The sequence below is a fragment of the Camelimonas fluminis genome, from assembly GCF_014656355.1.
Taxonomy (GTDB): Bacteria; Pseudomonadota; Alphaproteobacteria; order Rhizobiales; family Beijerinckiaceae; genus Camelimonas; species Camelimonas fluminis.
The window spans coordinates 27,373-47,975 of record NZ_BNCG01000021.1 but is presented as its reverse complement, the minus strand read 5'-3'; the positions used below and the strand labels follow the sequence as shown (position 1 = coordinate 47,975).

Sequence of the window (20,603 nt, the reverse complement as noted above, 5' to 3'; positions counted from 1 at the left end):
CATCATGTCAATCGGGCTCCGCCAATGGGCGCATGGGTTCTGATCCAAGAGTCTTGGTATTAGTGCCGTCTTTTATCTCTGAGATCCGCGCATTGTTGATCGACCTTGTCGGCCGGGAGAAATACGCTTGGATATCTTGGGGCACGTAACTGCGCGACAACATCGCCTTGACGATCGCGACCTCCCACTTTTCTAGCGTATTCCCTGGTCGCCTTGCCAATTCCGTATCCCCCGTATTCGCTCTGCGGTATCAGCCATGCTCCGACCCTAATCGTTGCCGTAATCGGGCTCGTATTCCATCTCGCGCTCTTGCTGATCCTCATGGATGTAGTTGAGGCCGGAAGCATCGATTTCATCGCTTCCCATCAGCGTCAAATCGCATGTCGGGCATCGGAACTCTTCGCCGACAAACTCGCGGTCGACGATTTCCCAAATCGCGTACTCATCGCGCTCTTCGCTAATGTCTTCACCGGTTTGCTCACCGGTCATGAACGCCCGGCATTTGCAGGCGGGGCAGCTCTCCACCCAGATCTCGTCGTAACTTCCTTTGAAGATTCCCATCTGGTGCTGCGGTTCGCGCAGTTCCGCTTCGTCAGTTAGGCGTTCGCGCTCGGCCTTTTTCAACGTCTCGAATTGCTTCTGGGCCGCTCTGACGCGAAGTTTGACGGCCGCATCGAGGGCCTTCGCCGCCTCGCCGAGAAGTTGACGAGGCGCTTTTGCATCGGCCGCGCCGAGCCACTGCTCCAAGGACGACTCCATCTGGTGGAGGATCGTGTCGCACGCATGCCAATAGCGAGCCTCCCAAGCGTCGAGACGCATCGTCCGGAATGGAAGATCGGCTGAGTGCAATTCGGCGTTTCGACGCTCCGCGATGTCCTGACAGAATTTTTGGACCGTCTTGTCGAAACGAGGAACGAGATGAGCCAGGCGCTCGAATAAGGTCTTGGCGGTAATTGTCTTCACGTCTGTTGTGACGTTGATGCCGGCCGCTACGAACATGGATTGCCAGTGGGTCGGATCGACCACGAGGCTCGGATGCCTCCTCGCGAGCGCGGCCTTGCCGAGCAGCTCAAGCGCCAACGAGGCCCAGAGCTGATACTCGTCGAGATCGCCGTCGCCTTTGCGGGCCAGAGCACGGCCAATGTAGACTTTCGATTTCGCGTGGAGCGCATCGCCATTTATGGCGATGAAAACGTCTTCAGGCATCAACCAAAACCCTTGCGAGGCGTCGTCCGGATCCTCGATCCGACGGACTGCGCCCATGAAGGACGCGCCAGTTATCGATGATGAGGATGTCGCCTTGGCGCCAGTGATGGGATACGAACGAAGCACATGCGATCCGGTCCTCAATCACCGCCAGCACCCTGCGGCCGCGTTGGTCCACGGCTTCGAGGCAGCCAGGATCGTATCGCAGGAAGGCTCCTCCCGGTGCGAGGATCGTCGAGTAGAACGAACGCCGACCGCTACGAACGAGCACTGGCGTACCTTCAAGAAGGTCAAGCTCCTCCGGCGAAAACCCGAGTGTTTGCCAGTCGAGGAGCATCGTGGCCGCTGCTGGCGATCCTGGGTCGATACATGCCAGGAGAACGTAGCGGCATGGTCTGGTGCGATGGCTGAGTTCTATGTGAAACGGCAAGGCGTCCAAGCCGTAGCGGGCGCTTAGGGATCGCGGATGCGCATCTTCGGTGGCAAGCGGCTGGACAATCTCTTCGAGCAGCCCCGCGCGGCCGGCGACACGGGTGCCGAGGCGATCGCCGAGCGTGATCAGCTCGTGGACAAGGGCGTCGGGGTGCGAGGCCTCGCTGTTATGCAGAGACCAGCCGTGCTCAAGCAGCGGGCCGAAATGTCGATCGGGATCGGCAATGACGATGTCGCGCGCAACCATCTCGTCGTCCTATCGATCGAGGCGCACGCGAAGCCGTCGGGCCCGCTCGCGGAAAGCGGCTTCGCCACCTTCCAGAATGTCACAGACAGCCTTGCGGATTGCTGCGTTCTCCAGTCCTCCCGCGACATAGCTGATAGGCGGCAGACCGTCTGACGGGTGCGGGCCGGCCTCTGCGACGATGATCTGATCCGCGTCAGTGTTGATTACGAGGTTGGCATTGTGAGTCACCATGATCACCTGGCGCTTCGCCTTCGCCGCGATGAACAGCGCAACAAGCTCGTCGAAGACGGATTTCGGATCGAGGTTTTCCTCGGGCTGATCGATGATGAGCGGTCGGTCGTCGGAATTGTCTAACGCGAGGTAGAGCAGAAGCAGCACGATGCCACGCGTGCCGGGCGAGAGCTTGCGGATGTCGACGCCGTCATAGGAAATCTCATAGCGGACGGCGATGTGTTCGGTGCCGAAGAGCCAGTGCGCGAACTGCTTCGACCAGGCACGAGATTCGGCCTGCTGTGTCGGCGCGTATGGCGCGTGCGAGAGAAGGTCTTTCAGGTATTTCCCCATGAAGGCAGTCATGGCGGCCTGAACATCGGCGGCCGAGCCGGTTTCCCATGACGGCTTTAGCGCCTCGGTCGCAGCTGTAATCAGCGAGCCGCGACCGTAGAAGGGACCAGTCTTGCGCCGGTCGAGGAGTTCCTCTTCGGCAAACGCACCCCAAGTCTGGACGTCGGCAATCCTGCGGACCGAAAAGCTCAGTTTCTTGAGCGTACCCGATGACGCGGCGAGGCGCGCCATCAGCGGGGCGTAGAGGCCAGCCAGCGCCTTCTGCTCATTGATGATTGCCTCGAACACGCGGCCATAGGTGTCGTCGCGCTCGGTCTGCAGGTCCTTCCGTCGCGCTTCCGCGCCTTGGGCGTCGGTAAGCCGCGTTTCCAAGGTCTGAAGCGCCGAGTTTTCCTGCGCGATCCTGTTTGTGAGTGCCGTGTATTGCTCACGAACGAGCTTGTCCGCGCTGAACAGCGCCTCGAGACGTGTCATCTCCGCGACGATGAGCGCAAGCGAAACCGTCGTGAGGTCGGCGCTGTCGGCAATCAGCGCGATATTGGCGTCGCCGGGCGGGGGCGGAACACCGTTGAGCTTACGAACCTCACCGTCCGCCCAGGCAATATAGGCAGCAAGGCTCTTGTCCACGTCGCCCTTGTAGATCAGCAGGAAGTCGTCCCACTGTTTAGCGTCGAGGCCGCTGTCGTTGTGTCGCGCCTGCGCCTGCCGGAGCATCTCGGGCGCACCCGTAGCTCGCATGCTGCGGACTTCGTCCTGCAGCGCTACGAAGGTGCGGCGCTGATTGCTGTAGGCTTGGATACTGTTCCTGCGTTTCTGGGCTGCTTCGCTGAGCTGGGTGTGTCGGGCGACCTGCGCCTCGGTGCCCTTCACGACAAGCTTGGCGCGGTCAGCCGTGTAATCGGCAATCAGTTTCTTCTTCTGCGCGACCTGGATCGTCAGGCTTGCGACGAGGGCCTCTTTCTCGAACTCAGTAGCGATGCGGTCGGATATGTCCTCGATTGCCTCCGCCTCGCGTTGGCGAGCCTGCTGAAAGCGTGCGGTCTGCTGGTCGCGCAGCTCGGCGAAGTCGAGCGCCCATTCGCGGTCATCTTGCGAGTGGGATTCGAAGATTACGCGCTCGATCTCGTCCACGAGACCATCGGACACGCCCTTGGCCGAGCATAGCTCTTCGACGAATTGCTGGGAAAGATATCGAGCGCGCGGGAACGACATGTGACCATTGGCGTCGCTGCCATCGAGGGCTCGCGTCACCGTCGCGCCGCCGCCCCATGTCAGCGTCGCGGTGGCGTCTCCGACCAGTTTTCGCGCGCGTGCGAGGAAAGACGGGCTAATATTCTCGTCAGCGTCCCAGCCAGCAGGCGTGATCGCGTCGCAGCCAGCAGCGATCACATCGGCCAGCGCCGTCTTACCCGATCCTCGCGCGCCGATGATCGCCACCAGTCCGGGATTGAGCGGAATGTCCGGCGTGGTCGCCCAATCCGCGTCTTCGATCCGGATATGTGAAATGACCTGCGAAGGCATGGCCGAGCGCGGCGGCTGTTCCCCGACATGGGCGCGGCCTTCCGGGTCAATGCAGGCCTGCCGCAGCGCGTCGAACTCGAGCGCCCCTTTGATCCACGAGAAGCGATTGTCGATGGGCTGCCCGACGGATTTCTGATCGTGAGAGTCGCTGCCATGGAGGCACGGTTTGCAACCGTCATATCGAGAGCGCAGCTCATCGATGGTGACGCCGCGTTGGCCGATCCAGAACTCGCGCTGCGCTGGGCTACTGGAGAAGATTATGTGGGCGAACTTCTCGATCTCCTGACGCACGGTCGTGTCAGCAGCCTGACGAACTCCGGAGGTGCCGTCGCCACCACCGCCAGCAACGGCGATCAGAATGTTCTTCTTCGCCCAATCGCTTTCGTCGATGACCTTCCGGAGTTGATCGAAGTTGACCTTGAACTGCGTGGCGCCGTGCCGGAGCGCTGCGCCCTCGTCGGTGATGGTCGAGTCTGCGCGTTTGCCTAGCTTGATGAGTTCCTCGCGCGTGCAGTCGAAGCGGTCGTTGAAGGCGTGGAATTGAAGGCGCTTCAGGAGGCGCTTCACCTCCGAGAGGTGTTCGGGGTCTTCTGGGCTGACCAGCAGATGAACATTCACGAACCCCGTCTTCGCCGCGACGTCGAGGCGCAGCTCGATGTTCGGGAAGAGCAGCGACACCTCAGACAGTCGGCCGGCCAGCTTATACTTGAGGAGTTCTTCGTAGGTGTCGGTGACGTAGTAGTCGGTGACAGCGATCGCTTCGATCTTCGGCGTCACGCCCTCAAGCGTCGTGAGGTAGGAATTCCAAGGGTCGGCAGCACCGAACTGATTGTTGAGAATAGTGCCTGGCGCATGGATGTGTGGCTCCCATCGGTGCCATTCCGAACCTCGACTGATCATACGCCCCCCTAGTGCCCCGTATTGGGGAAATACTTGCCACATTAGCGCCCTGCGAGTCGAGAATAGCATGCTGAGCGTAAGTATTACCTTCGGAGCGAGCCTGCGTGGATTGTGACCAGCAATGCCCCTTGTGCTTTTCGCAGGACGTCACACATGGCCCTCCGCGTCGGCTTCGGATCAATCACGGATTACCGCAAGTCTGCTTGCGGCCCCGCTCAAGCCGGCAATCGTGATCTGAACGAACGGTAAGTTTTGAAAAGCGGCAGCAGCGAGCCAAACGGCAAGGAAGGGGCGGACCGATTGCGCGCGCCTTGGTGGGAGTTAGTCCACCCTGATGAGAGCGAGCCGGCGGCAGAATGATCTATGTTGAGCAGCCGGCAGCAAAACCCTCAGCTATTGCCCGCTGAATCTATGTCCTCGCTGATCTCCTGCCGCAGCTTGGGCCCTTGTGCTAGCCGCCGCCCCAGCGCGGTTACGAAAGCATCATAGCGTTCGGCTGCTTTGGCCCGCGCCGCCTGGGCGGCGGGTTCGGGCAGCGCCGGTGTCGAGGAGAGCCAGAAGCGGATGAACACCGCCATGGTCTCGACGGTGATCCCAAGATCACGCTCGAGGCGCATCAGACGACGGTCAATCTGATCGATTCGCTTGGCGATGGCCGCTTCTCGCCTCTCGTCAGCATCGGGCGAGAGGAAGGACGCGATAGCGGCCTCCGCGATCATGGACTGGGAGTGGTCCCGGCGAGCAGCATAATCCGCAAGCATCGTCATGATCTCGGGATCGAGATAGACCGAGACTTGCGCCTTCTTCTTGCGACGAACCATGATGCTCAAAGCTCCATGCCGTCGCCGGGATCCATCGAGACCTGCCGCGCGACGCCGCGCATCACGCGGGTCAACCGCTGGCTGCGGGCGGCCTCATCGTCGCTGCCGTCATAGGACAAGGGGTCGAACTCGTTTTCGATCGGCGCCCTTTTCTCGACCGAGCTGACGCGGCCCAGTTCCGGCTGTTGCCGGCGCTCGGACTGAGTGGGGTCCTCATCGTCAACCATCACCGTTTCGATCGGGGAACCTGGGCTTTCCGGCAGAGGCAAAGCACTCCAATCGTCAGACTGCTTCGGAGCGGGCGATACCAACTCCGGCGGCGGCAGCACGCGTTCCGTGAACCGGCGGTCCTCATAATAGCGCGCCTTCTTCGCCCGGATCGGCGGGGTTCCAGCGACCATGACGATCTCGTCGGTCGATGGAAGCTGCATGATTTCGCCCGGGGTCAGCAATTGGCGGGCGGTTTCGGATCGCGAGACCATCAGATGGCCAAGCCAGGGCGACAGCCGGTGCCCGGCATAGTTCTTCATCGCCTTCATCTCGGTTGCCGTGCCAAGCGCATCGGACACGCGTTTGGCGGTGCGCTCGTCATTGGTGGCGAAGCTGACGCGCACATGACAATTGTCGAGGATGGAATTGTTGGGACCGTAGGCCTTCTCGATCTGGTTGAGCGATTGCGCGATCAGAAAGCTCTTGAGGCCGTAACCGGCCATGAAGGCCAGCGCGCTTTCGAAGAAATCCAAGCGCCCGAGCGCGGGAAACTCGTCGAGCATCAGGAGCAACCGGTGGCGGCCGCCATTGGCCTGAAGGTCCTCGGTCAGCCGGCGACCGACCTGGTTGAGGATAAGGCGGATCAGCGGCTTGGTGCGGTTGATGTCGGAAGGCGGCACGACGAGGTAGAGCGTCGTGGGTACTGTCGCCTCCACCATATCGGCAATGCGCCAGTCACAGCGGCGGGTGACTTCGGCAATGACCGGATCGCGGTAAAGCCCGAGAAAGGACATGGCGGTCGAAAGCACGCCCGAGCGCTCATTGTCGGATTTGTTCAGCAATTCGCGCGCCGCGCTGGCGATGACCGGGTGGGGGCCGGCCTCGCCCAGATGCGCGGTTTTCATCATGGCCGCGAGCGTTGTCTCGATTGGCCGTCTGGGATCGGAAAGGAAGGCGGCAACCCCGGCGAGGGTCTTGTCCTTTTCGGCATAGAGGACATGCAGGATCGCGCCGACTAGAAGCGAATGGCTGGTCTTTTCCCAATGATTGCGCTTTTCGAGACTGCCTTCGGGATCGACCAGGATATCGGCGATATTCTGAACATCGCGCACCTCCCATTCGCCGCGGCGGACCTCAAGCAGCGGATTGTAGGCGGACGATTTCGGATTGGTGGGATCGAACAGCAGGACGCGGCCATGCCGGGCGCGAAAGCCGGCGGTGAGCTGCCAGTTTTCACCCTTGATATCGTGAACGATGGCCGAGCCTGGCCAGGTCAGGAGCGAAGGCACGACGAGGCCGACGCCCTTGCCGGAGCGAGTGGGCGCAAAACACAGCACATGCTCGGGTCCGTCGTGGCGAAGATAGTTCCCCTCATAGCGGCCGAGCACAACGCCGTCGGGATCGAGCAGGCCCGCCGCCTTTACCTCCTGCGGTTTCGCCCAGCGTGCCGACCCGTAAGTTTCGGCGTTCCTGGCTTCACGGGCGCGCCAGACCGACATGCCAATCGCGACGGCGATGGCGATGAATCCGCCCGAAGCGGCGATCATGCCGCCTTTGGCAAAGACTTCCGGGGCATAGGCCTCGTAGAAATACCACCACCAGAAGATTGCCGGCGGATAGTAGACCGGCCAGTCCACAAGGCGAAACCACGGGGTTCCGAGCTGGGCCTGAAACCCGAGCTCCCAGGCGACGTATTGCGTGGCCGCCCATGTCATCACCAGGATGATCAGGAAGACAGTGAGGATCTGGCCCCAGAGGATTTTCGTGGCTGACATGGCAGGTCCTTTCGATGCGGCGCTCAGAGGCCAAGCCCGCGCTGTCGTCCAAAGCTCCAGTCCACCCCGCCATTGCCGCGGGCGAGACCCGAGACATGGCGGCCGAGATGCTTTTCGAGTGAGGGCGACCAGGGGACGAGCTGGAAACCGAGCCCGTCCTCGATCATGGCGAAGCGGCCCGACGCGAGCGTGAGACGTTGGCGGTAGGTGCCGGCGACATAGTCACCCTCGGCGGTGCGGTTAAACGCAAGGCCGGTTTCTTGCGACAGCCTGCTGCCGAGAGCCTCGAGTTCGCGCCGGCGCAGCGTCTCGATCAGGTTGCGGCTGAAAATGATCCGGCGATGCTGCCGCGTGGCCAGTCCTTCCCCCACCAGATGCTCGGCGCGTTCCTCCATGGCCTGACGGACCTCGGCCCCGAAACCACCTGCGGACAGGGCCGCCGGCTCGCGTGCCAAGGCCTGCCGGTCGAGCCAGGTCGCGCCCGGAGCCGAAACCTGGCTGTGCAGATCGAGATCGGAACGCACGGCGATTGCCACTCGCCGCTGCCCTCTGGCATCGTCGAAACCGCGCAGTTCGACGATGGAACCAGGTGCGCTGTCACCGGCCGCATCGAGATCGGGAAGCTTGATGTGATGGGTTCGCCCATCGACGCCGTCGACCACGGCATAGGCCGTGCCTTTGAGTTCGTCATCGAGCCCGCGCGCGATCAGCCTGCCGATGACAGGCGCCTCCAGGCTTTCGCCGGCAAGCACATAGTTTGCCGCACCGCGCTCTATGCCGCGCTCGGTCAGCGCGCGGTGCATACGCTTGATGATGTCGCCGCGCTCGCCGAGCTCGCGCAGCACCGTTGGCGCCTTGTCGTCGATCGCCCATTGGCCGGGACCGATCTGCTCGGCCAGACCGAGGGTTTCGAGCTTGCGCAACCGCCCGAGCTTTAGCGCCCGATACTCATCGGGCGGCTCGCCAGCGCGCAGAGCGAGATCGATCACCCCGGTGCCGCGTCCGTCGTGCGCAAGCTGGCGGTCAAGACCGGTCCAACGGTCGGCAGCCATCTGGCGCTCAAGCGTGCGGCGAATGTCGTGTTCGGTTCGCGGCCCGAGCTCCTGGGTGATGAGATCGCGCGCCCGGTCGCGCATCCCTTCCTTGATGTAGTCGCGCGCGATGACGAGATCCTGGCCGTCGTCGCGCACGCCGCGCACGATCAGATGGATATGGGGATGCTCGGTATTCCAGTGATCGACCGCCACCCAGTCCAGCCGAGTGCCAAGATCCTTTTCCATTTGCCCGGCCAGCTCGCGGGTAAAGGATTTGAGGTCCGCCATGTCGAGGGCGTCGTCGGGCGAGACGATGAAGCGGAAATGATGCCTGTCGCCGCCGCACCGTTCGGTAAAGGCGCCGCCATCCATTGAATCGCGCTCTGGCCCGAACAGCCGCGCCTTCTCCCCGTCCCGGGTGACGCCATCGCGGCGCAGATAATCGAGATGCGTGCCAAGCGGCGTCTTGCGAGCGGTGTGACGGACAACGCGCGCCTTGATCACGGCGCCGCGCGAGCGGGCGGTGATAAAACGATTGGCCTGAATGCTGGCGCGTTGGCCATGCCCGAACCGCGAGCGGTTGCCCGAGACAATCCGGCCTGAGCGTGAAACGCCGCCGCCGGCCTTCTTGGCCGCCGCCAGTGCCTGGGCAATGAACGGCCGCGCCTGTTGAGCGCGGGTCGAACGGATACGCCCGGGACGAATACGGAACTCGCGCTCATCGGGCATGATGCGGTCCCGCAATGTGTGAAAACCGGAGCAAAAACGGGCAATCATGCCTTGCGCGCACATTGCGCCCTTGCGCCACAAGGTGCGGAATCGCAGAAAATCCTGAGCAAAAACAACCGACCGTCTGGCCGACAATGTGCGGCCTTTTATCCTGCCATCGGTCGGTTGTTGCGGTCCTCCCCTGCCAGCCAGCACGCCATGGCGCGCTGGCCCACGATGCCGTGCGATCGCGCAAAAGCCGCATCATGGTGCGGCACCGCTATCGGCTCGAGTGACAAAAATGGCCTCGTGCTGTCGCCGGTCGGGCGCACCGGCTGCATCCGGAACGGGGGTGCGGGTGTCGTTGTCCTGCGCAGACGCCGCGTCTCCGATAGCGCTCGTTCGGTTGCCGCTGCGCGCAACAAAGAGCGGCGCCTCGCGCCAATCGAGTGGCAACGCAGCGGGGATGGAAGCGCCGCGAGACGGCACCGCATTGCCCAGGATTGGGGCGAGCTTGGCGACATAGGCGCGCGTTTCGGCGGGCAGGACGCGGCCCGTTGAAAGGTATTCATCGTAGCGGCCCGGCCCGGCATTATAAGCCGCCAGCATCGCCGCGACATTGCCGTAGCGGTCGAACATCGCGCGCAAATAGGCCGCGCCCGCGAGGATATTGTCGCGCGGATCATAAGGATCGCGGCCCAGGCCATGGCGCTGCCGCAGCGCCGACCAGGTGGCGGGCATGATCTGCATCAGACCCATCGCCCCGGCCGAGGATATGGCGCGGCGATCGCCCGCGCTTTCGGCCTGCAGGACCGCATCGATCCAGAACTCGGGAATGCCGAAACGCCGCGAAGCTTCGGCAATATGGTCGGCATATGCATCGTGCAGGATGCGCGGCGCGAGCAGGCTCGGTTGCGCCTGCGCTGCGACGCCGACCGGGCTGGAGAACAAGCCGGTAAGGAGAAGGAAGGCAATGGATCGGGCGGCGCAGTGACGCCCGATCGCAACGGAGGGATCATGCCCGAGGCGACAGCGCAGCACCGCTCAGTCCTTTGCATCGCGTTTGGGCGGCCGGTTCCAGTGCAGCGACCAGGACGCCGCATCAGCGCCGTTCTGGAACAGGGCGGCACGGATCGGATACGGCAAGGCGGGATCGTCGATCAGCACGGAGAGATATTCTCCGGCCTTCTCGCCGGTGCGTGTCCAGGCCGCCCCGATCTCGGGGCCAGTGTCATCTTCGCCGAGGTGGACGCGATGGTCCGGGGCGTTCTCGACATTGGCCGGATCCACCGCGACGATGGCGACCTCGCGGCCGAGCGTGAGCGTCTGGATGCGCCCGGCAAAGCCTGTCTTGTGCCTGGTAAATTCACCGATCTGCGGCATGGCGGTTTCCTTTCCTCAAGCGGTGAAGACGATCGGGCGGACATCGCGCCCGCCCTTGGACAGGCGTTCACCGCGTTGACGCCTGCCATTCGAAGCGGCCGTCACCATTCACATCGGTCCAGATCGGCACGACGCGGGCGGTGACGGCTGAAAGCGGAAGCGGCCCGAAATAGCGGCCATCGAAACTGTCGGCGGCGTCCCAGTTCATCAGGAACACATCGCGCTTGGCGATCACGCGGCAGCCCTGCCAGGAGGGCAGGTCGCGGCCCATCCGGTCGCGCTCACGGGCATGGCCATAAAGGTGGTCGTAAGCGGTAATGGCCGTGCCATGGCGGCAGACTCTCGTGCCATGGAGCGCCAGGATACGCTTGATCAGTGGCACGCCGCGCGGAAGATAGCGGCGCGCTTCAAGCAGCTCGGCAAGCGCGTCTGGCGGCTGGACCGCGACCAGATCGGTGACTTCGATTGGGTCGGCCGGCTCGACGGCGTAGAGGCCGATGGGCGCACTGGCCGAGGCGTTCCAGATGAAGCGCGGACCGTGCCCGGTGAGGACCGGGGCGACGACCAGCCCGACCGAAACCAGAGCGGAGGCGAAAATGGCGCGCCGGGTCATGGGAGAATGCTCCGCCGCTTGATCCAGGCGCGATGCTGCGCGCATGTGTAGGCGCGGGGGCTTTCCCCGGCCGCCAATCGGTTATGAATGTGGCGCCAGTGATCGGGCGCGACATCGGCCCCGTCGATGCCGCGCGCCTCGATCGCATCGATGAGCTGCAGCACGCGCTCGACTTTCGGCCAGGCAGAGACTGTCAGCAGAAGTTCGCCGCCCGGCGTGACGGCGGGAACGGTCTGGTAGGCTTCGTGCGGCGCGACCGCGCGCAGGATGTCGAGATGGGAAGCGACGGTGCCATAGTCATTCGCCGTCCAGCGCACGAAGGCGAAAAGGCTCCCGGGACGAAAGCCGAGGACACGGCGTCTGCGGTCGATGATGCGCTCCTGAACCGGATTCCCGAACCGCACCCAATATTCGAGCGACTTCTCGATCCAGATCAGCTCCACTTCGGTCAGCGCTGTAGCCGATGAGGAGCGCGCGCCCTCGGCTGCCAGCGTTCGATGTCCCGCCAAGCCGGTCATTGCCCAGCGTCTCCGGCGGGTGGAAATTCACGCTCCAGAAGCGCGCGCAGCATGTCGGCGACGGTCATGCCGCGCTCGAAGGCCGCGATCTTGATGCGGCCGCGCTGCGCCGGTGTCACATCGATGGTGAGCCGCGCCGTGTTCGCAGCGCCGTCCGCCCTACCGGCCGGCAGCTCTTTTGCGGCTCTCACCCAGGTTTCGGGATCGGCCGGCCGGCGGGCAAAGCCGCTCCTGGGCGATCGAGCGCTCATGACGCCCTCCGCGTGCGCGGGAGCCGCTCGATTTCATCAATCAGCGCTGCGATCTCATTGGCCGCGGCTGTGGCGCCGTCCAGTTCGTGAACGAGACGGCCGGTCTGGGCAGCGCTGGCGAAGGCGACACGCTGCCCGATCCGGCTCACGAGCACCGGAGGATCGTGATCGGCGAGCGCAGCGGCGGTTTCGCGGCCAAGGATGGTGCGCGCAGCGCAGCGATTGAGGACGAAGCGGGAGAGGAGATCGGGCCGGTAAATGCGCGCTTCGGCGATGAGCGACAGCATCTCGGCGGAAGCCCAGCCATCGAATGGCGAAGGCTGCACCGGGATCAGCACCAGGTCAGCGGCGAGCAGAGCGGAGCGCATGAGACCGGCGACACGCGGCGGCCCATCGATGACGACATGATCGGCCTGCTGGGACAGTTCCGGCGCTTCCCGGTGTAGCGTGTCCCGCGCAAGACCGATGACACCGAACACCCTCGGCAGCCCCTCATGACCGCGCTGCTCAGACCAGTCGAGCGCCGAGCCTTGCGGATCGGCGTCGACCAAAGTGACCCTCTGCCCCCTTCCGGCCCATTCTCCGGCGAGATGCAGCGCCAGTGTCGTCTTGCCGACACCGCCCTTCTGGTTGAGCAGAGCAACGATCATCGCTGACCGTCCTCACGCTCACCGCGCAGCGGGCGCATGGTGTCGAAGCGGATTTCTGATGTGTGATCGGATGGCGTTGGCGGCCGACGGTTCGCCGTCGCTCTGAGCGCCTGGCCGGTGCGGGCGATGAGGTTTTCAACATCGCGCCTGCGCTCTTCAAGGTTAGATTCTGTGTTAGACTCTCTGTTACGGGCGCGATTTGCCGAACGATCTCCGTGCCTTAAACCCGGATCGGGTTCCTGATAGCACGAGCCACCGGTTCCCGATGGCACGATAGTTCGGGTTCCCGATAGCACGAGGCCGTCCACAGCTTTTCCACAGGCCGGCCATGGCTCGAAGGCGAGCAGCGCCCGGCGCCCGGTCTCGATCTCGGTAAAGAGCCTGTAGCCGGGCAGCGGCTGACGGCGGATGATATCGCGCAGTTCGAAGGCAAAGCGCTTATAGGGCGAGAGAGAGCCGGACTTCTGGTGCAGATGACGAAAATCGAACCGCCATCCGCCCTTCTGGCGGCCGCCATGCTTGCGCACGAGCCGGTAAAGCCAGCGGTCGAGCCCGCCGGTCAGATCGAAATAGGCCCGATCGATGGTCAGGATCAGCGCATCGTCCAGGACAGCGCGATAGAACCAGTCCGGCACGATCAGTTCGATACCATCGGGGCGGCCGGCGCCGTCGGTTCGTTCCTGCCATTCGTTGATCCAGGAGAAGCGGTGTCGCCGCCCTTCAGCGGGCTGGCGGATCGTGGTCGAGATGGTGGTGGATTACAGCCGGTCGAGCGCTGCCTTGAGACGCTGGTAATCGCGCAGGCTGGTGCCGCGGCCAATGAAGGTGAGAATCTCATAGGGCGTTGCCGCCATGAGCCGCGAGGTGCGGAGGCCTGTATCGCGCGCTTCGACGATCTGGCTGGCAGCCCAGATCAGGATATCGGCGTCCCAGATCGTTGCCATGCCGTGGTCGGCAACCGCCTCGACGCGGATCGCAATTTTTCCGGCGGTGAAGTCGATCGGGGTGATGCGATGTGATTTGGCGAGCGAGAAGAATGGATACGCCATGAGGTCCTGCGCGTCCCGCGGTGCGAAGTCACCGGGAAGCGCTCTGAACAGGTCGAGCTGCCCGCGCTCGGACGGGGAACGTCGCCGGATCGCCATGGGTAATCCTCGCGCGACGGTCAGCGATTGATGCCACCGGCCGACCCACAGGCCGCTGACGTGTGCCGTTTGGCTGGCAGAACCTGTCCGCGCGGATCGGAGGTTGAAGTAACCGCGCCGCGCGAAGCCCAGGCTTCGAGATCAGCTACCGAATAGACGACGCGCCCGCCGAGCTTCCGATAGGCCGGGCCGGTTCCATAGGTGCGGTGCTTTTCCAGCGTGCGCGCCGAAAGGCTGAGAAATACCGCCGCTTCCTTGGTGCGCAGGTAGCGTGGCGGCAGGGCGGCGAGATTGGGTCGCATTGTCGGGCCTCCGTGGCGTTGCCGAGCGCCGCTGCGGAGCAACGGCGGATCGCGATCACGGTGGCGAAGGAATGCAGGCGGGGTGGATGGGGAAGATAACAGGCGAACAATCCCCACCCCGACATCGAAGCGCACTCAAGATCGGCGACGATGCCGTAGCAATTTGCGATAGCCGCCATTGATGAGCGGCCCGGCACCTTCGATCAGCCCGATCACGGCATCGCGCAAGGATGAGGTCTTCCAGGGCTCGGCCGCGACCCGCTCGGGACCGAACAGAGCGATGGCGATCTCGCGATAGGTCGCGCCATTGGCCCGGCCGTCGGCGGCTCGCATCATCAGTCGGATACGTCGACGCTGGTACGGCGTGATGCGTCCGTCGCGCGTAACGGATCGCGCGTTCAGCGCTTGCCAGAGCCGCAGCACTGCCTCGACCCGGTCGGGCAGATCGTCGTCGATTGGCAGGATAACGGCCGAGGCTCTATCGGTTTTTTGGCCCGACAGCAGCAGGATCTGCGCGACGATGCCGCCGCGATGGATGGCATGAAGACCTTCCGGACTCGGGCGAACGGCAGCAGACACGGCCGGCGACGGAGATGGTGACGGAGGCAGAAATTCCGGAGCGTCGTCAGCGAGCAAGACCGCCGGATTGGCGAGCGGCGACCATAGGACGTCCTGACGAAGCGCGGAAAGGCTCGGACGAGCCGGGAAATCGCAACCCCCAGTGACGCTGGGCGCCGGTTGAATAGGGATGATCTTCGGCCTTCATGGCGACGAGTTCGCCATAATGCTCCTGGTAGCGTTCAAACCGCCGCAAACATTCCCATGCGAGCCCTTCGACTGGGAGCGTGTCGAAGAATTCATAGCGACGACCGTCTCGCCAATGGGAAGTGTCCGGTCGCACCCGTCCCTCCTCACGTGCAAAGCGCAGGTCAGATTTTTCGCCGAGCTATTTACGACAAGATCTGTTGCAGCGGCATGACAGGGCGGCCGGCAATGCGGAAAATCTGCCGACAGGCCGCGAAACGCCGTATCTCGCCCGCGCGTCTCCGTGCGCCGCGCCGGACGCGAACTTCAGACCTATCGCTTCCACAGAAGATGACGGTAACCGGTCTGCGCCATCCATTTGGCGCGCGCCAGATGAGCATCATGGACACGGCGCGCGCGATCCGGCTCGAGATTGGGGTCGATGCCAAACAGGATATGAACGGCTTCGGTCCACTCGGCACCATCGGCAGCGGCATCCAGCAGTCGCATGTACAGCTTGATATGGGCACGGTCGTAGGCGGTTAATTCGCTGGAGACCGGCGGTGCATCCTCGAAGGGTTCTATCGGGGGCATGTCAATTGCCTGATGCGTGCTGCCCACTGCAGGACGCGGGGTAACATCAGATACTCCAGGATTGTGTGTTCTGGGAGAATATCGCCTGGAGGGAATACGGCGTCTGCCGCTTGCCCGTCAGCGCTTTTTGTCACCACCATCATGGACCAGCAGCACTCCGTGTCCACGCTCGGTCGACAGGAGGACGACACCGGCTGCTTCGAGAGCCCGACGGACCTGATCGCGCGTGCTTTCGTACACCTCGAGGCCGCTTTCGGATTCGAGGCGCTTGAGCGCGGTCAGTGATACACGGGCCTTGTCAGCAAGCGTCTCCTGTGTCCAACCCAGCAAGGCGCGCGCGGCCCGCGACTGTCGGGCGGTGATCATGCATGATCACCTCCCATTGCGACCGGCGCGCACTCCAGAACTACGACTATAATAGTCGTTCTGGGCAAATAGTCATCGATAATTGGGCCTCTGTTCCTCAGCTATGGCGTCGCTGACCTTTGTTGTCGGACGACTGATTCGGCCGCCCAAGGCTGATGGGATTGGCCCACCAAAGAACACTGAATGACGCTCAAACGTATCAATCCATCCTACTGAGATATGTTTGCGGATCAAATTTTTGCCTTCCAGACCGCCCTGTGATACGTTTCTGGATCAAATCGAGCAAATTGATCTGTAAAGGATTCACATGAAAACCGAAGCAGAGGCTCTGGATATGATCGGCGACCATTTTCGGCGCGCACGGCTAGCGGCGGGCCTGACGCAGGAGCAGGTCGCCGATCTCGCCGGCATATCCCGTCCCCGCTATCGCGACGTCGAAACCGGAGCTGCAGCGGCACGCGCCACGACTCTGATCAATGTTGCAAGGGCGCTTGGCCTGGAGATGATGCTGGTTCCTCAGGCGATGGTCCCGGCCATTGAGGCGCTGCTCAGCCCGCAGGGCGAGGACGACCGGCCGGCTTTCAGCCCGCAAGCGGAAGGTGATGATGAATAGAGCCTGCTCCGCCGAAACCGTCCTGTCTCTCGATGTTCTCCTCAACGAGGTAAAGGTCGGCACGATTGTCAGGACACCGGGCGACTTCAACGCCTTCAGCTTCGATCCTGCCTACCGCGCGAGCGGAGGACATCCCGTGTTGAGCTTGTCCTTCCGCGCGGCAACAGGAGGATTGCGCAAGGATCCGCGCCCGGTGGCAGGCGCCTTACCGGCCTTCTTTGCCAACCTCCTGCCCGAGGACAAGCTGCGCGCGGCGATGGAAAAGCATCACGTCCGGACCGTCCGGCCCGGCAATGATTTCGATCTGCTGGCCGCGCTGGGTGCCGACCTGCCGGGTGCCGTGCGTGTTATCCCGAGTAACGGAGATATCGTCGCTGCAACCGCTGCAGTTGAGGGCGAGCCGAAAGCGCGTTTCTCGCTCGCCGGCGTGCAGATGAAGCTTTCGGTGATGAAGAACACCGGCAAGGGCGGCGGATTGACAGTGCCGCTCGGGGACAGCGACGGTCAGTACATCGCCAAGTTTCCTTCGACCGCCTTTCCAGGCGTGTCGGAGAACGAGTTCGCCAATCTCGCGCTGGCCGAAGCCATCGGCATGGACGTGCCCGAACGCGAGCTGGTGGGCAAAGACCAGTTCGAAGGCATCCCTGAAGAGTTCGAGACCCTGGCCGAGGGGCTGGTCCTTCTTATCCGGCGGTTCGATCGCGCCTCCGGCGCGCGACGAATTCATATCGAGGATTTCGCTCAGGTCTTCGGCATCTATCCGACACGAAAATATGAAGGCGCGGCCTATCATGACATCGCCGCGGCTCTGAATGTGGCGATCTCGCCGATAGCGGCGCTGGAGTTCGTCCGCCGCCTGACCCTGTCGGTGGTCATGGGCAATGGCGACATGCACCTGAAAAACTGGTCGCTGGTCTATCCCGGTGACGGCAACTCGCCCGCCCTGGCACCGATCTACGACGTGCTTTCGACGGTCCCCTATATCCCGGCTGACAATCTGGCTTTGTCACTTGGCGGCGAACGCGCGTTCAAGGCACTGACGCTGCCGCGGTGGAAGGCTTTCGCCAATCGGGCGCGGCTTCCAGAGCCCGCCGTCCTGAAAACTGTCAGCGAAACAGCCAGACGTATCGATGCGCATTGGTGGCAATTGCCGGAGCGTGATGCCGTCCCGACGATCGTTCTGGACCGGATCGACGCCCACGTGAGGGCCATGATGCCTGTCCTCTTGGACTGAGCGCCGTTCATTGGTGCGGCTGACAGAGAAATGGCCCCGGCTGTGTCGCCGAGGCCATTTGCGCTTCAGTCGCCGCGGCGCGGGTTGGGGCGGGACCAGATCAGCGAGTAGGCTTCGCCTTCCTCGTCATCGAAGAGGTTGGCGTAGATCGGGGCGGTGAAGCTCGGATCATCGAGCTTGAGACCCAGATAATCGCGGCCTTCGCCCGAGCGCTTGGACCAGGCGGCACCGATCTCGGCGCGGCCGACCAGGACCCGGTGGCTGGGAGCGTTCTCGCCGTTTGCGCGGATGTCGGGAACGATACGCACGCCCTTGGCCTGGACACTGAGGGTCACGATTTCGCCGGTGAATTCGTTCGAACCGGTCTTCTTGAAGCTACCGATGGTCGCCATTTCAAATCTCCGTTTTCCGTTTTCGAGCCCGCACCATTGCGGCCTCGATGGCGATCGACGGGACGGAGACGATCGCTGGCGCATCCCCGTTTGCGGGGACTGGACAGCACAGGAGGGACTTTCTTGCTCGCGCGAGGAATGACGCGCCCCGGGGACCCATGGAACATGGGGCGGGCCGTCAGGGGAAGAAAGTTGTGACGACGCTGTTGCGCCAAAGCGATCGAAGCGCGCGCCGCGCGCTGGTCTTCGGCCAGATCAGGCCATGGAAGAGGCCGTTTGGAGCGGTCAAAGATACGAGAAGAGCGCAGAGTCTGGCGCATTCGAGTTCAGCCAGACCGGTGGCGACGGATGCCCGTGACGTCGCCCCTGTCCTTGGCACGCGTACCGCTATTTGACCCAATCGAAGTCGGCGAGAGCTCATCCCGCCTGGGTTCCGCAATGTGCCCGCGAAATTCGCGCCACCCGTCCTGCTCCCGATATGTGCCGCATCACTCCACTAGATTGATGTGAGTTCATTACGCCGATCCCGCGCCCCTTATCTCTGAGGACGGCGAGTTTATCTCTCTGTTCTGGCTTCCAACCAGATTCTGCACGCAGCTAGATGCGCGCATGGCCCGTGCCAGCAGACTCGGCAGACGCCATCGCCGCGAGCCGCAGGAAGGTCGTCACTCCCACGGCAATTGCGCCAATGACCGAGAAGATGAGCTGCCAGGTCTCGGACGGCATCATATGTTTGACGATGCCGAGCGTGGCGTAGAAGCCGGCGACGACTGCCGGAGCGACAAAGGCGAGTGCGATCAGCAACCGCGCCCATAGAGGCCGGACCAGAATGAGCAGGCCTTGGGCTGCCGCCAAGGTCAGGCCGGCAGCGAGTAATCCGACAAGAACAGCCCCAAGCCAGCCCGCGCCGGTGCCGTAGGCCCAGATACCGGCGTTCACCCCGATGAAGAAGGGCAACGCAAAGACGGCAAGGTTGAACAGCAGCCAGCACATGAAGCCTATGGCGGCCATGGCGACGAGAATACCGAGAAAGGTCATGGTGGTGTCTCCGTGCAATGGATTGGACGGTGCGCCTGCCACCACCTCCACGGCGCGATCGGAACAGTAGCAGAAGTGCCCGCGATCATTAAGAACAAATAGGGATCAAAGAGATCCCCTGACCCTGTCCGGCCATCTTCCTTGTTCTGCCTGGACATGGTCGGATCCGGCGGCCCATCGCCCTACAGGCGATGTGTTTCGCCGGCATGATAGGCCGTCGAGGCGCTTCCGGTTCGTCGACGGCCTTGAGGAATGGCGGGCAGCGCTCACGCGCCGCCCGTCCCGAAGCGGTAGACAGGAATGCCCAATTTGCGCGCCTTGTCGGCGAGATTGTCCTGGATGCCGGTGCCGGGAAAGATGATGACCCCAATCGGCATCGTGCCGAGCATCTGATCGTTGCGTTTGAAGGGCGCAGCCTTGGCGTGTTTGGCCCAATCGGGCTTAAAGGCGACCTGCGGCACCTTGCGATTGTGGGCCCAGGTGGCGGCGATGCGCTCGGCGCCCTTCGGCGATCCACCATGCAGCAGCACCATGTCAGGATGCTTGGCATGAACCTGGTCGAGCTTGTCCCAGATCAATCGATGATCGGTGGTCTCGCCACCCGAAAAGGCGATCTTCGTGCCGGCCGGTAGCAGCACCTCATTGTCAGCGCGTCGCTTGGCGGCGATGAAGTCCCGGCTATCGATCATGGCCGCTGTCATCTGGCGATGATTGACCCGTGAACCCGAGCGCTGCGACCAGGGCGTACCGAGGGTGCGCAGATAGATATCGGCAGCGGTCTCGCGGAAAAGCTCAAGACTGTCACGGCGTTCGATGAGACTTTGCCCGATCCCGATCAGGGTCTCGAGCTGGACGGATTTCACCTCGGACCCGTCCTGTTCGCACTGGAGGCGCTTCTGGGCCTGCTCGTTGTCGTCGAGCTTCTTTTCGATCCGTTCGACAGCACGGTGGAAGGTATTGACGCTCGACCAGAGGATCTCGGCAAGGTCGAAATCGAGACTGGTGTCGGCCATGGTGGAGATCAGGGCGTCGAAAATATCAGCGACCGCGCTCTGGATGATGTGATCCTCGGGCGAGATCCGGGGATCGGGCTCGTCCTCTGACGGACGATAGCCGTAAAGCTCAAGCTCCTCGATGGCATGGCCGGTGGCAGATGTCGCGTGATCGGGTTCGCGTTCGTCATAGGTGTACATGGCAGGCTCCGATGGCAAGGACCGCGACCGTCGCGGCCTCATGGCGACGACAAGCCCGCAGGCGGTCCGGCCAGGCAGCCCGAGCCTTTCGCGAGGGTCTCGATGGCAAAGCCCGGCTGATTTGCTTCGCGCTGTAAAGGCGGGCGAGA

General features: G+C 63.0%; 22 protein-coding genes and 1 pseudogene. 2 read left to right on the top strand and 21 right to left on the bottom strand.

Annotated elements, in window-relative coordinates:
• Nucleotides 1-267: 267 nt before the first annotated feature.
• The 18 genes and pseudogenes from IE243_RS17400 to IE243_RS17315 form a co-directional block, all read right to left on the bottom strand.
• A complete protein-coding gene (locus IE243_RS17400) occupies nucleotides 268-1,263 on the bottom strand; it encodes a hypothetical protein (RefSeq protein WP_244643243.1) in 996 nt (331 codons plus the stop codon).
• Nucleotides 1,199-1,885: a TauD/TfdA family dioxygenase gene (locus IE243_RS17395; RefSeq protein WP_191320650.1), complete on the bottom strand. Its 687-nt coding sequence runs from the start codon at nucleotides 1,883-1,885 to the stop codon at nucleotides 1,199-1,201. Before IE243_RS17395 ends, IE243_RS17400 begins: the two co-directional genes overlap by 65 nt.
• Nucleotides 1,886-1,894: 9 nt before the next feature.
• Complete coding sequence (locus IE243_RS17390) at nucleotides 1,895-4,870, bottom strand: TrlF family AAA-like ATPase (RefSeq protein ID WP_191320649.1); 2,976 nt, start codon at nucleotides 4,868-4,870, stop codon at nucleotides 1,895-1,897.
• A 389-nt stretch (nucleotides 4,871-5,259) separates the two neighbouring features.
• The gene (locus tag IE243_RS17385; protein WP_191320648.1) at nucleotides 5,260-5,691 is read right to left on the bottom strand and encodes a CopG family transcriptional regulator; all 432 of its coding nucleotides are present in this window, start codon (nucleotides 5,689-5,691) and stop codon (nucleotides 5,260-5,262) included.
• Nucleotides 5,692-5,696: 5 nt separating this feature from the next.
• Nucleotides 5,697-7,676, bottom strand: a complete 1,980-nt coding sequence (locus IE243_RS17380) for a conjugal transfer protein TraG (protein ID WP_191320647.1) — start codon at nucleotides 7,674-7,676, stop codon at nucleotides 5,697-5,699.
• A 23-nt stretch (nucleotides 7,677-7,699) separates the two neighbouring features.
• Nucleotides 7,700-9,439, bottom strand: coding sequence for a relaxase/mobilization nuclease domain-containing protein (locus tag IE243_RS17375; protein WP_191320646.1), 1,740 nt, complete (start codon nucleotides 9,437-9,439; stop codon nucleotides 7,700-7,702).
• Between the two features lie 243 nt (nucleotides 9,440-9,682).
• Nucleotides 9,683-10,459 (bottom strand): lytic transglycosylase domain-containing protein, encoded by a 777-nt coding sequence (locus tag IE243_RS17370; RefSeq protein ID WP_191320645.1) that lies wholly within the window; start codon nucleotides 10,457-10,459, stop codon nucleotides 9,683-9,685.
• 3 nt (nucleotides 10,460-10,462) lie between these two features.
• Nucleotides 10,463-10,801, bottom strand: coding sequence for a DUF736 domain-containing protein (locus IE243_RS17365; protein WP_191320644.1), 339 nt, complete (start codon nucleotides 10,799-10,801; stop codon nucleotides 10,463-10,465).
• Between the two features lie 67 nt (nucleotides 10,802-10,868).
• Nucleotides 10,869-11,414, bottom strand: a complete 546-nt coding sequence (locus tag IE243_RS17360) for a S26 family signal peptidase (RefSeq protein WP_191320643.1) — start codon at nucleotides 11,412-11,414, stop codon at nucleotides 10,869-10,871.
• Entirely contained in the window at nucleotides 11,411-11,932 is a 522-nt protein-coding gene (locus IE243_RS17355) for a DUF2840 domain-containing protein (RefSeq protein ID WP_191320642.1), read from the bottom strand. The genes IE243_RS17360 and IE243_RS17355 overlap by 4 nt, the downstream gene beginning before the upstream one ends.
• The gene (locus tag IE243_RS17350; protein WP_189489604.1) at nucleotides 11,929-12,183 is read right to left on the bottom strand and encodes a ribbon-helix-helix protein; all 255 of its coding nucleotides are present in this window, start codon (nucleotides 12,181-12,183) and stop codon (nucleotides 11,929-11,931) included. Before IE243_RS17350 ends, IE243_RS17355 begins: the two co-directional genes overlap by 4 nt.
• Nucleotides 12,180-12,833 carry a ParA family partition ATPase gene (parA, locus tag IE243_RS17345; protein ID WP_189489603.1) on the bottom strand — a complete coding sequence of 218 codons (654 nt, stop codon included), beginning with the start codon at nucleotides 12,831-12,833 and terminating at the stop codon, nucleotides 12,180-12,182. Before parA ends, IE243_RS17350 begins: the two co-directional genes overlap by 4 nt.
• Nucleotides 12,830-13,978 (bottom strand): annotated as a pseudogene (locus tag IE243_RS17340) (replication initiator protein A). The gene parA and the pseudogene IE243_RS17340 overlap by 4 nt, the downstream one beginning before the upstream one ends.
• Nucleotides 13,979-13,998: 20 nt before the next feature.
• Nucleotides 13,999-14,280, bottom strand: coding sequence for a helix-turn-helix transcriptional regulator (locus IE243_RS17335; RefSeq protein WP_189489601.1), 282 nt, complete (start codon nucleotides 14,278-14,280; stop codon nucleotides 13,999-14,001).
• 135 nt (nucleotides 14,281-14,415) lie between these two features.
• Nucleotides 14,416-14,916 carry a DUF2285 domain-containing protein gene (locus IE243_RS17330; RefSeq protein WP_244643242.1) on the bottom strand — a complete coding sequence of 167 codons (501 nt, stop codon included), beginning with the start codon at nucleotides 14,914-14,916 and terminating at the stop codon, nucleotides 14,416-14,418.
• Complete coding sequence (locus IE243_RS23560; protein WP_191320641.1) at nucleotides 14,906-15,181, bottom strand: transcriptional regulator domain-containing protein; 276 nt, start codon at nucleotides 15,179-15,181, stop codon at nucleotides 14,906-14,908. The genes IE243_RS17330 and IE243_RS23560 overlap by 11 nt, the downstream gene beginning before the upstream one ends.
• 176 nt (nucleotides 15,182-15,357) lie before the next feature.
• Entirely contained in the window at nucleotides 15,358-15,618 is a 261-nt protein-coding gene (locus tag IE243_RS17320; protein WP_189489599.1) for a DNA -binding domain-containing protein, read from the bottom strand.
• A 117-nt stretch (nucleotides 15,619-15,735) separates the two neighbouring features.
• Nucleotides 15,736-15,984 (bottom strand): helix-turn-helix domain-containing protein, encoded by a 249-nt coding sequence (locus tag IE243_RS17315; RefSeq protein ID WP_047166147.1) that lies wholly within the window; start codon nucleotides 15,982-15,984, stop codon nucleotides 15,736-15,738.
• A gap of 307 nt (nucleotides 15,985-16,291) precedes the next feature.
• Between IE243_RS17315 and IE243_RS17310 the strand changes: the two genes are divergently transcribed.
• Nucleotides 16,292-16,597: a helix-turn-helix domain-containing protein gene (locus tag IE243_RS17310; RefSeq protein WP_189489598.1), complete on the top strand. Its 306-nt coding sequence runs from the start codon at nucleotides 16,292-16,294 to the stop codon at nucleotides 16,595-16,597.
• The gene (locus IE243_RS17305) at nucleotides 16,590-17,831 is read left to right on the top strand and encodes a type II toxin-antitoxin system HipA family toxin (RefSeq protein WP_191320652.1); all 1,242 of its coding nucleotides are present in this window, start codon (nucleotides 16,590-16,592) and stop codon (nucleotides 17,829-17,831) included. The genes IE243_RS17310 and IE243_RS17305 overlap by 8 nt, the downstream gene beginning before the upstream one ends.
• 65 nt (nucleotides 17,832-17,896) lie before the next feature.
• Here the strand turns inward: IE243_RS17305 and IE243_RS17300 are convergent, their stop codons facing one another.
• The 3 genes from IE243_RS17300 to IE243_RS17290 form a co-directional block, all read right to left on the bottom strand.
• Nucleotides 17,897-18,223, bottom strand: a complete 327-nt coding sequence (locus tag IE243_RS17300) for a DUF736 domain-containing protein (protein WP_189489597.1) — start codon at nucleotides 18,221-18,223, stop codon at nucleotides 17,897-17,899.
• A gap of 597 nt (nucleotides 18,224-18,820) precedes the next feature.
• Nucleotides 18,821-19,261, bottom strand: coding sequence for a hypothetical protein (locus IE243_RS17295; protein ID WP_132010650.1), 441 nt, complete (start codon nucleotides 19,259-19,261; stop codon nucleotides 18,821-18,823).
• A gap of 266 nt (nucleotides 19,262-19,527) precedes the next feature.
• Entirely contained in the window at nucleotides 19,528-20,454 is a 927-nt protein-coding gene (locus IE243_RS17290; RefSeq protein ID WP_191320640.1) for a DUF2493 domain-containing protein, read from the bottom strand.
• Between the last annotated feature and the right edge of the window lie 149 nt (nucleotides 20,455-20,603).

What these genes read in the sequence shown, in the direction of transcription:
- IE243_RS17310 (WP_189489598.1), top strand. Translation starts at nt 16,292, where the DNA reads ATGAAAACCGAAGCAGAGGCTCTGGATATGATCGGCGACCATTTTCGG.
- IE243_RS17360 (WP_191320643.1), bottom strand. Translation starts at nt 11,414, where the DNA reads ATGACCCGGCGCGCCATTTTCGCCTCCGCTCTGGTTTCGGTCGGGCTG.
- IE243_RS17300 (WP_189489597.1), bottom strand. Translation starts at nt 18,223, where the DNA reads ATGGCGACCATCGGTAGCTTCAAGAAGACCGGTTCGAACGAATTCACC.
- IE243_RS17375 (WP_191320646.1), bottom strand. Translation starts at nt 9,439, where the DNA reads ATGCCCGATGAGCGCGAGTTCCGTATTCGTCCCGGGCGTATCCGTTCG.
- IE243_RS17305 (WP_191320652.1), top strand. Translation starts at nt 16,590, where the DNA reads ATGAATAGAGCCTGCTCCGCCGAAACCGTCCTGTCTCTCGATGTTCTC.
- IE243_RS17320 (WP_189489599.1), bottom strand. Translation starts at nt 15,618, where the DNA reads ATGCCCCCGATAGAACCCTTCGAGGATGCACCGCCGGTCTCCAGCGAA.
- IE243_RS17295 (WP_132010650.1), bottom strand. Translation starts at nt 19,261, where the DNA reads ATGACCTTTCTCGGTATTCTCGTCGCCATGGCCGCCATAGGCTTCATG.
- parA (WP_189489603.1), bottom strand. Translation starts at nt 12,833, where the DNA reads ATGATCGTTGCTCTGCTCAACCAGAAGGGCGGTGTCGGCAAGACGACA.
- IE243_RS17335 (WP_189489601.1), bottom strand. Translation starts at nt 14,280, where the DNA reads ATGCGACCCAATCTCGCCGCCCTGCCGCCACGCTACCTGCGCACCAAG.
- IE243_RS17290 (WP_191320640.1), bottom strand. Translation starts at nt 20,454, where the DNA reads ATGTACACCTATGACGAACGCGAACCCGATCACGCGACATCTGCCACC.
- IE243_RS17315 (WP_047166147.1), bottom strand. Translation starts at nt 15,984, where the DNA reads ATGATCACCGCCCGACAGTCGCGGGCCGCGCGCGCCTTGCTGGGTTGG.
- IE243_RS17365 (WP_191320644.1), bottom strand. Translation starts at nt 10,801, where the DNA reads ATGCCGCAGATCGGTGAATTTACCAGGCACAAGACAGGCTTTGCCGGG.
- IE243_RS17380 (WP_191320647.1), bottom strand. Translation starts at nt 7,676, where the DNA reads ATGTCAGCCACGAAAATCCTCTGGGGCCAGATCCTCACTGTCTTCCTG.
- IE243_RS17355 (WP_191320642.1), bottom strand. Translation starts at nt 11,932, where the DNA reads ATGACCGGCTTGGCGGGACATCGAACGCTGGCAGCCGAGGGCGCGCGC.
- IE243_RS17350 (WP_189489604.1), bottom strand. Translation starts at nt 12,183, where the DNA reads ATGAGCGCTCGATCGCCCAGGAGCGGCTTTGCCCGCCGGCCGGCCGAT.
- IE243_RS17395 (WP_191320650.1), bottom strand. Translation starts at nt 1,885, where the DNA reads ATGGTTGCGCGCGACATCGTCATTGCCGATCCCGATCGACATTTCGGC.
- IE243_RS17390 (WP_191320649.1), bottom strand. Translation starts at nt 4,870, where the DNA reads ATGATCAGTCGAGGTTCGGAATGGCACCGATGGGAGCCACACATCCAT.
- IE243_RS17385 (WP_191320648.1), bottom strand. Translation starts at nt 5,691, where the DNA reads ATGGTTCGTCGCAAGAAGAAGGCGCAAGTCTCGGTCTATCTCGATCCC.
- IE243_RS17400 (WP_244643243.1), bottom strand. Translation starts at nt 1,263, where the DNA reads ATGGGCGCAGTCCGTCGGATCGAGGATCCGGACGACGCCTCGCAAGGG.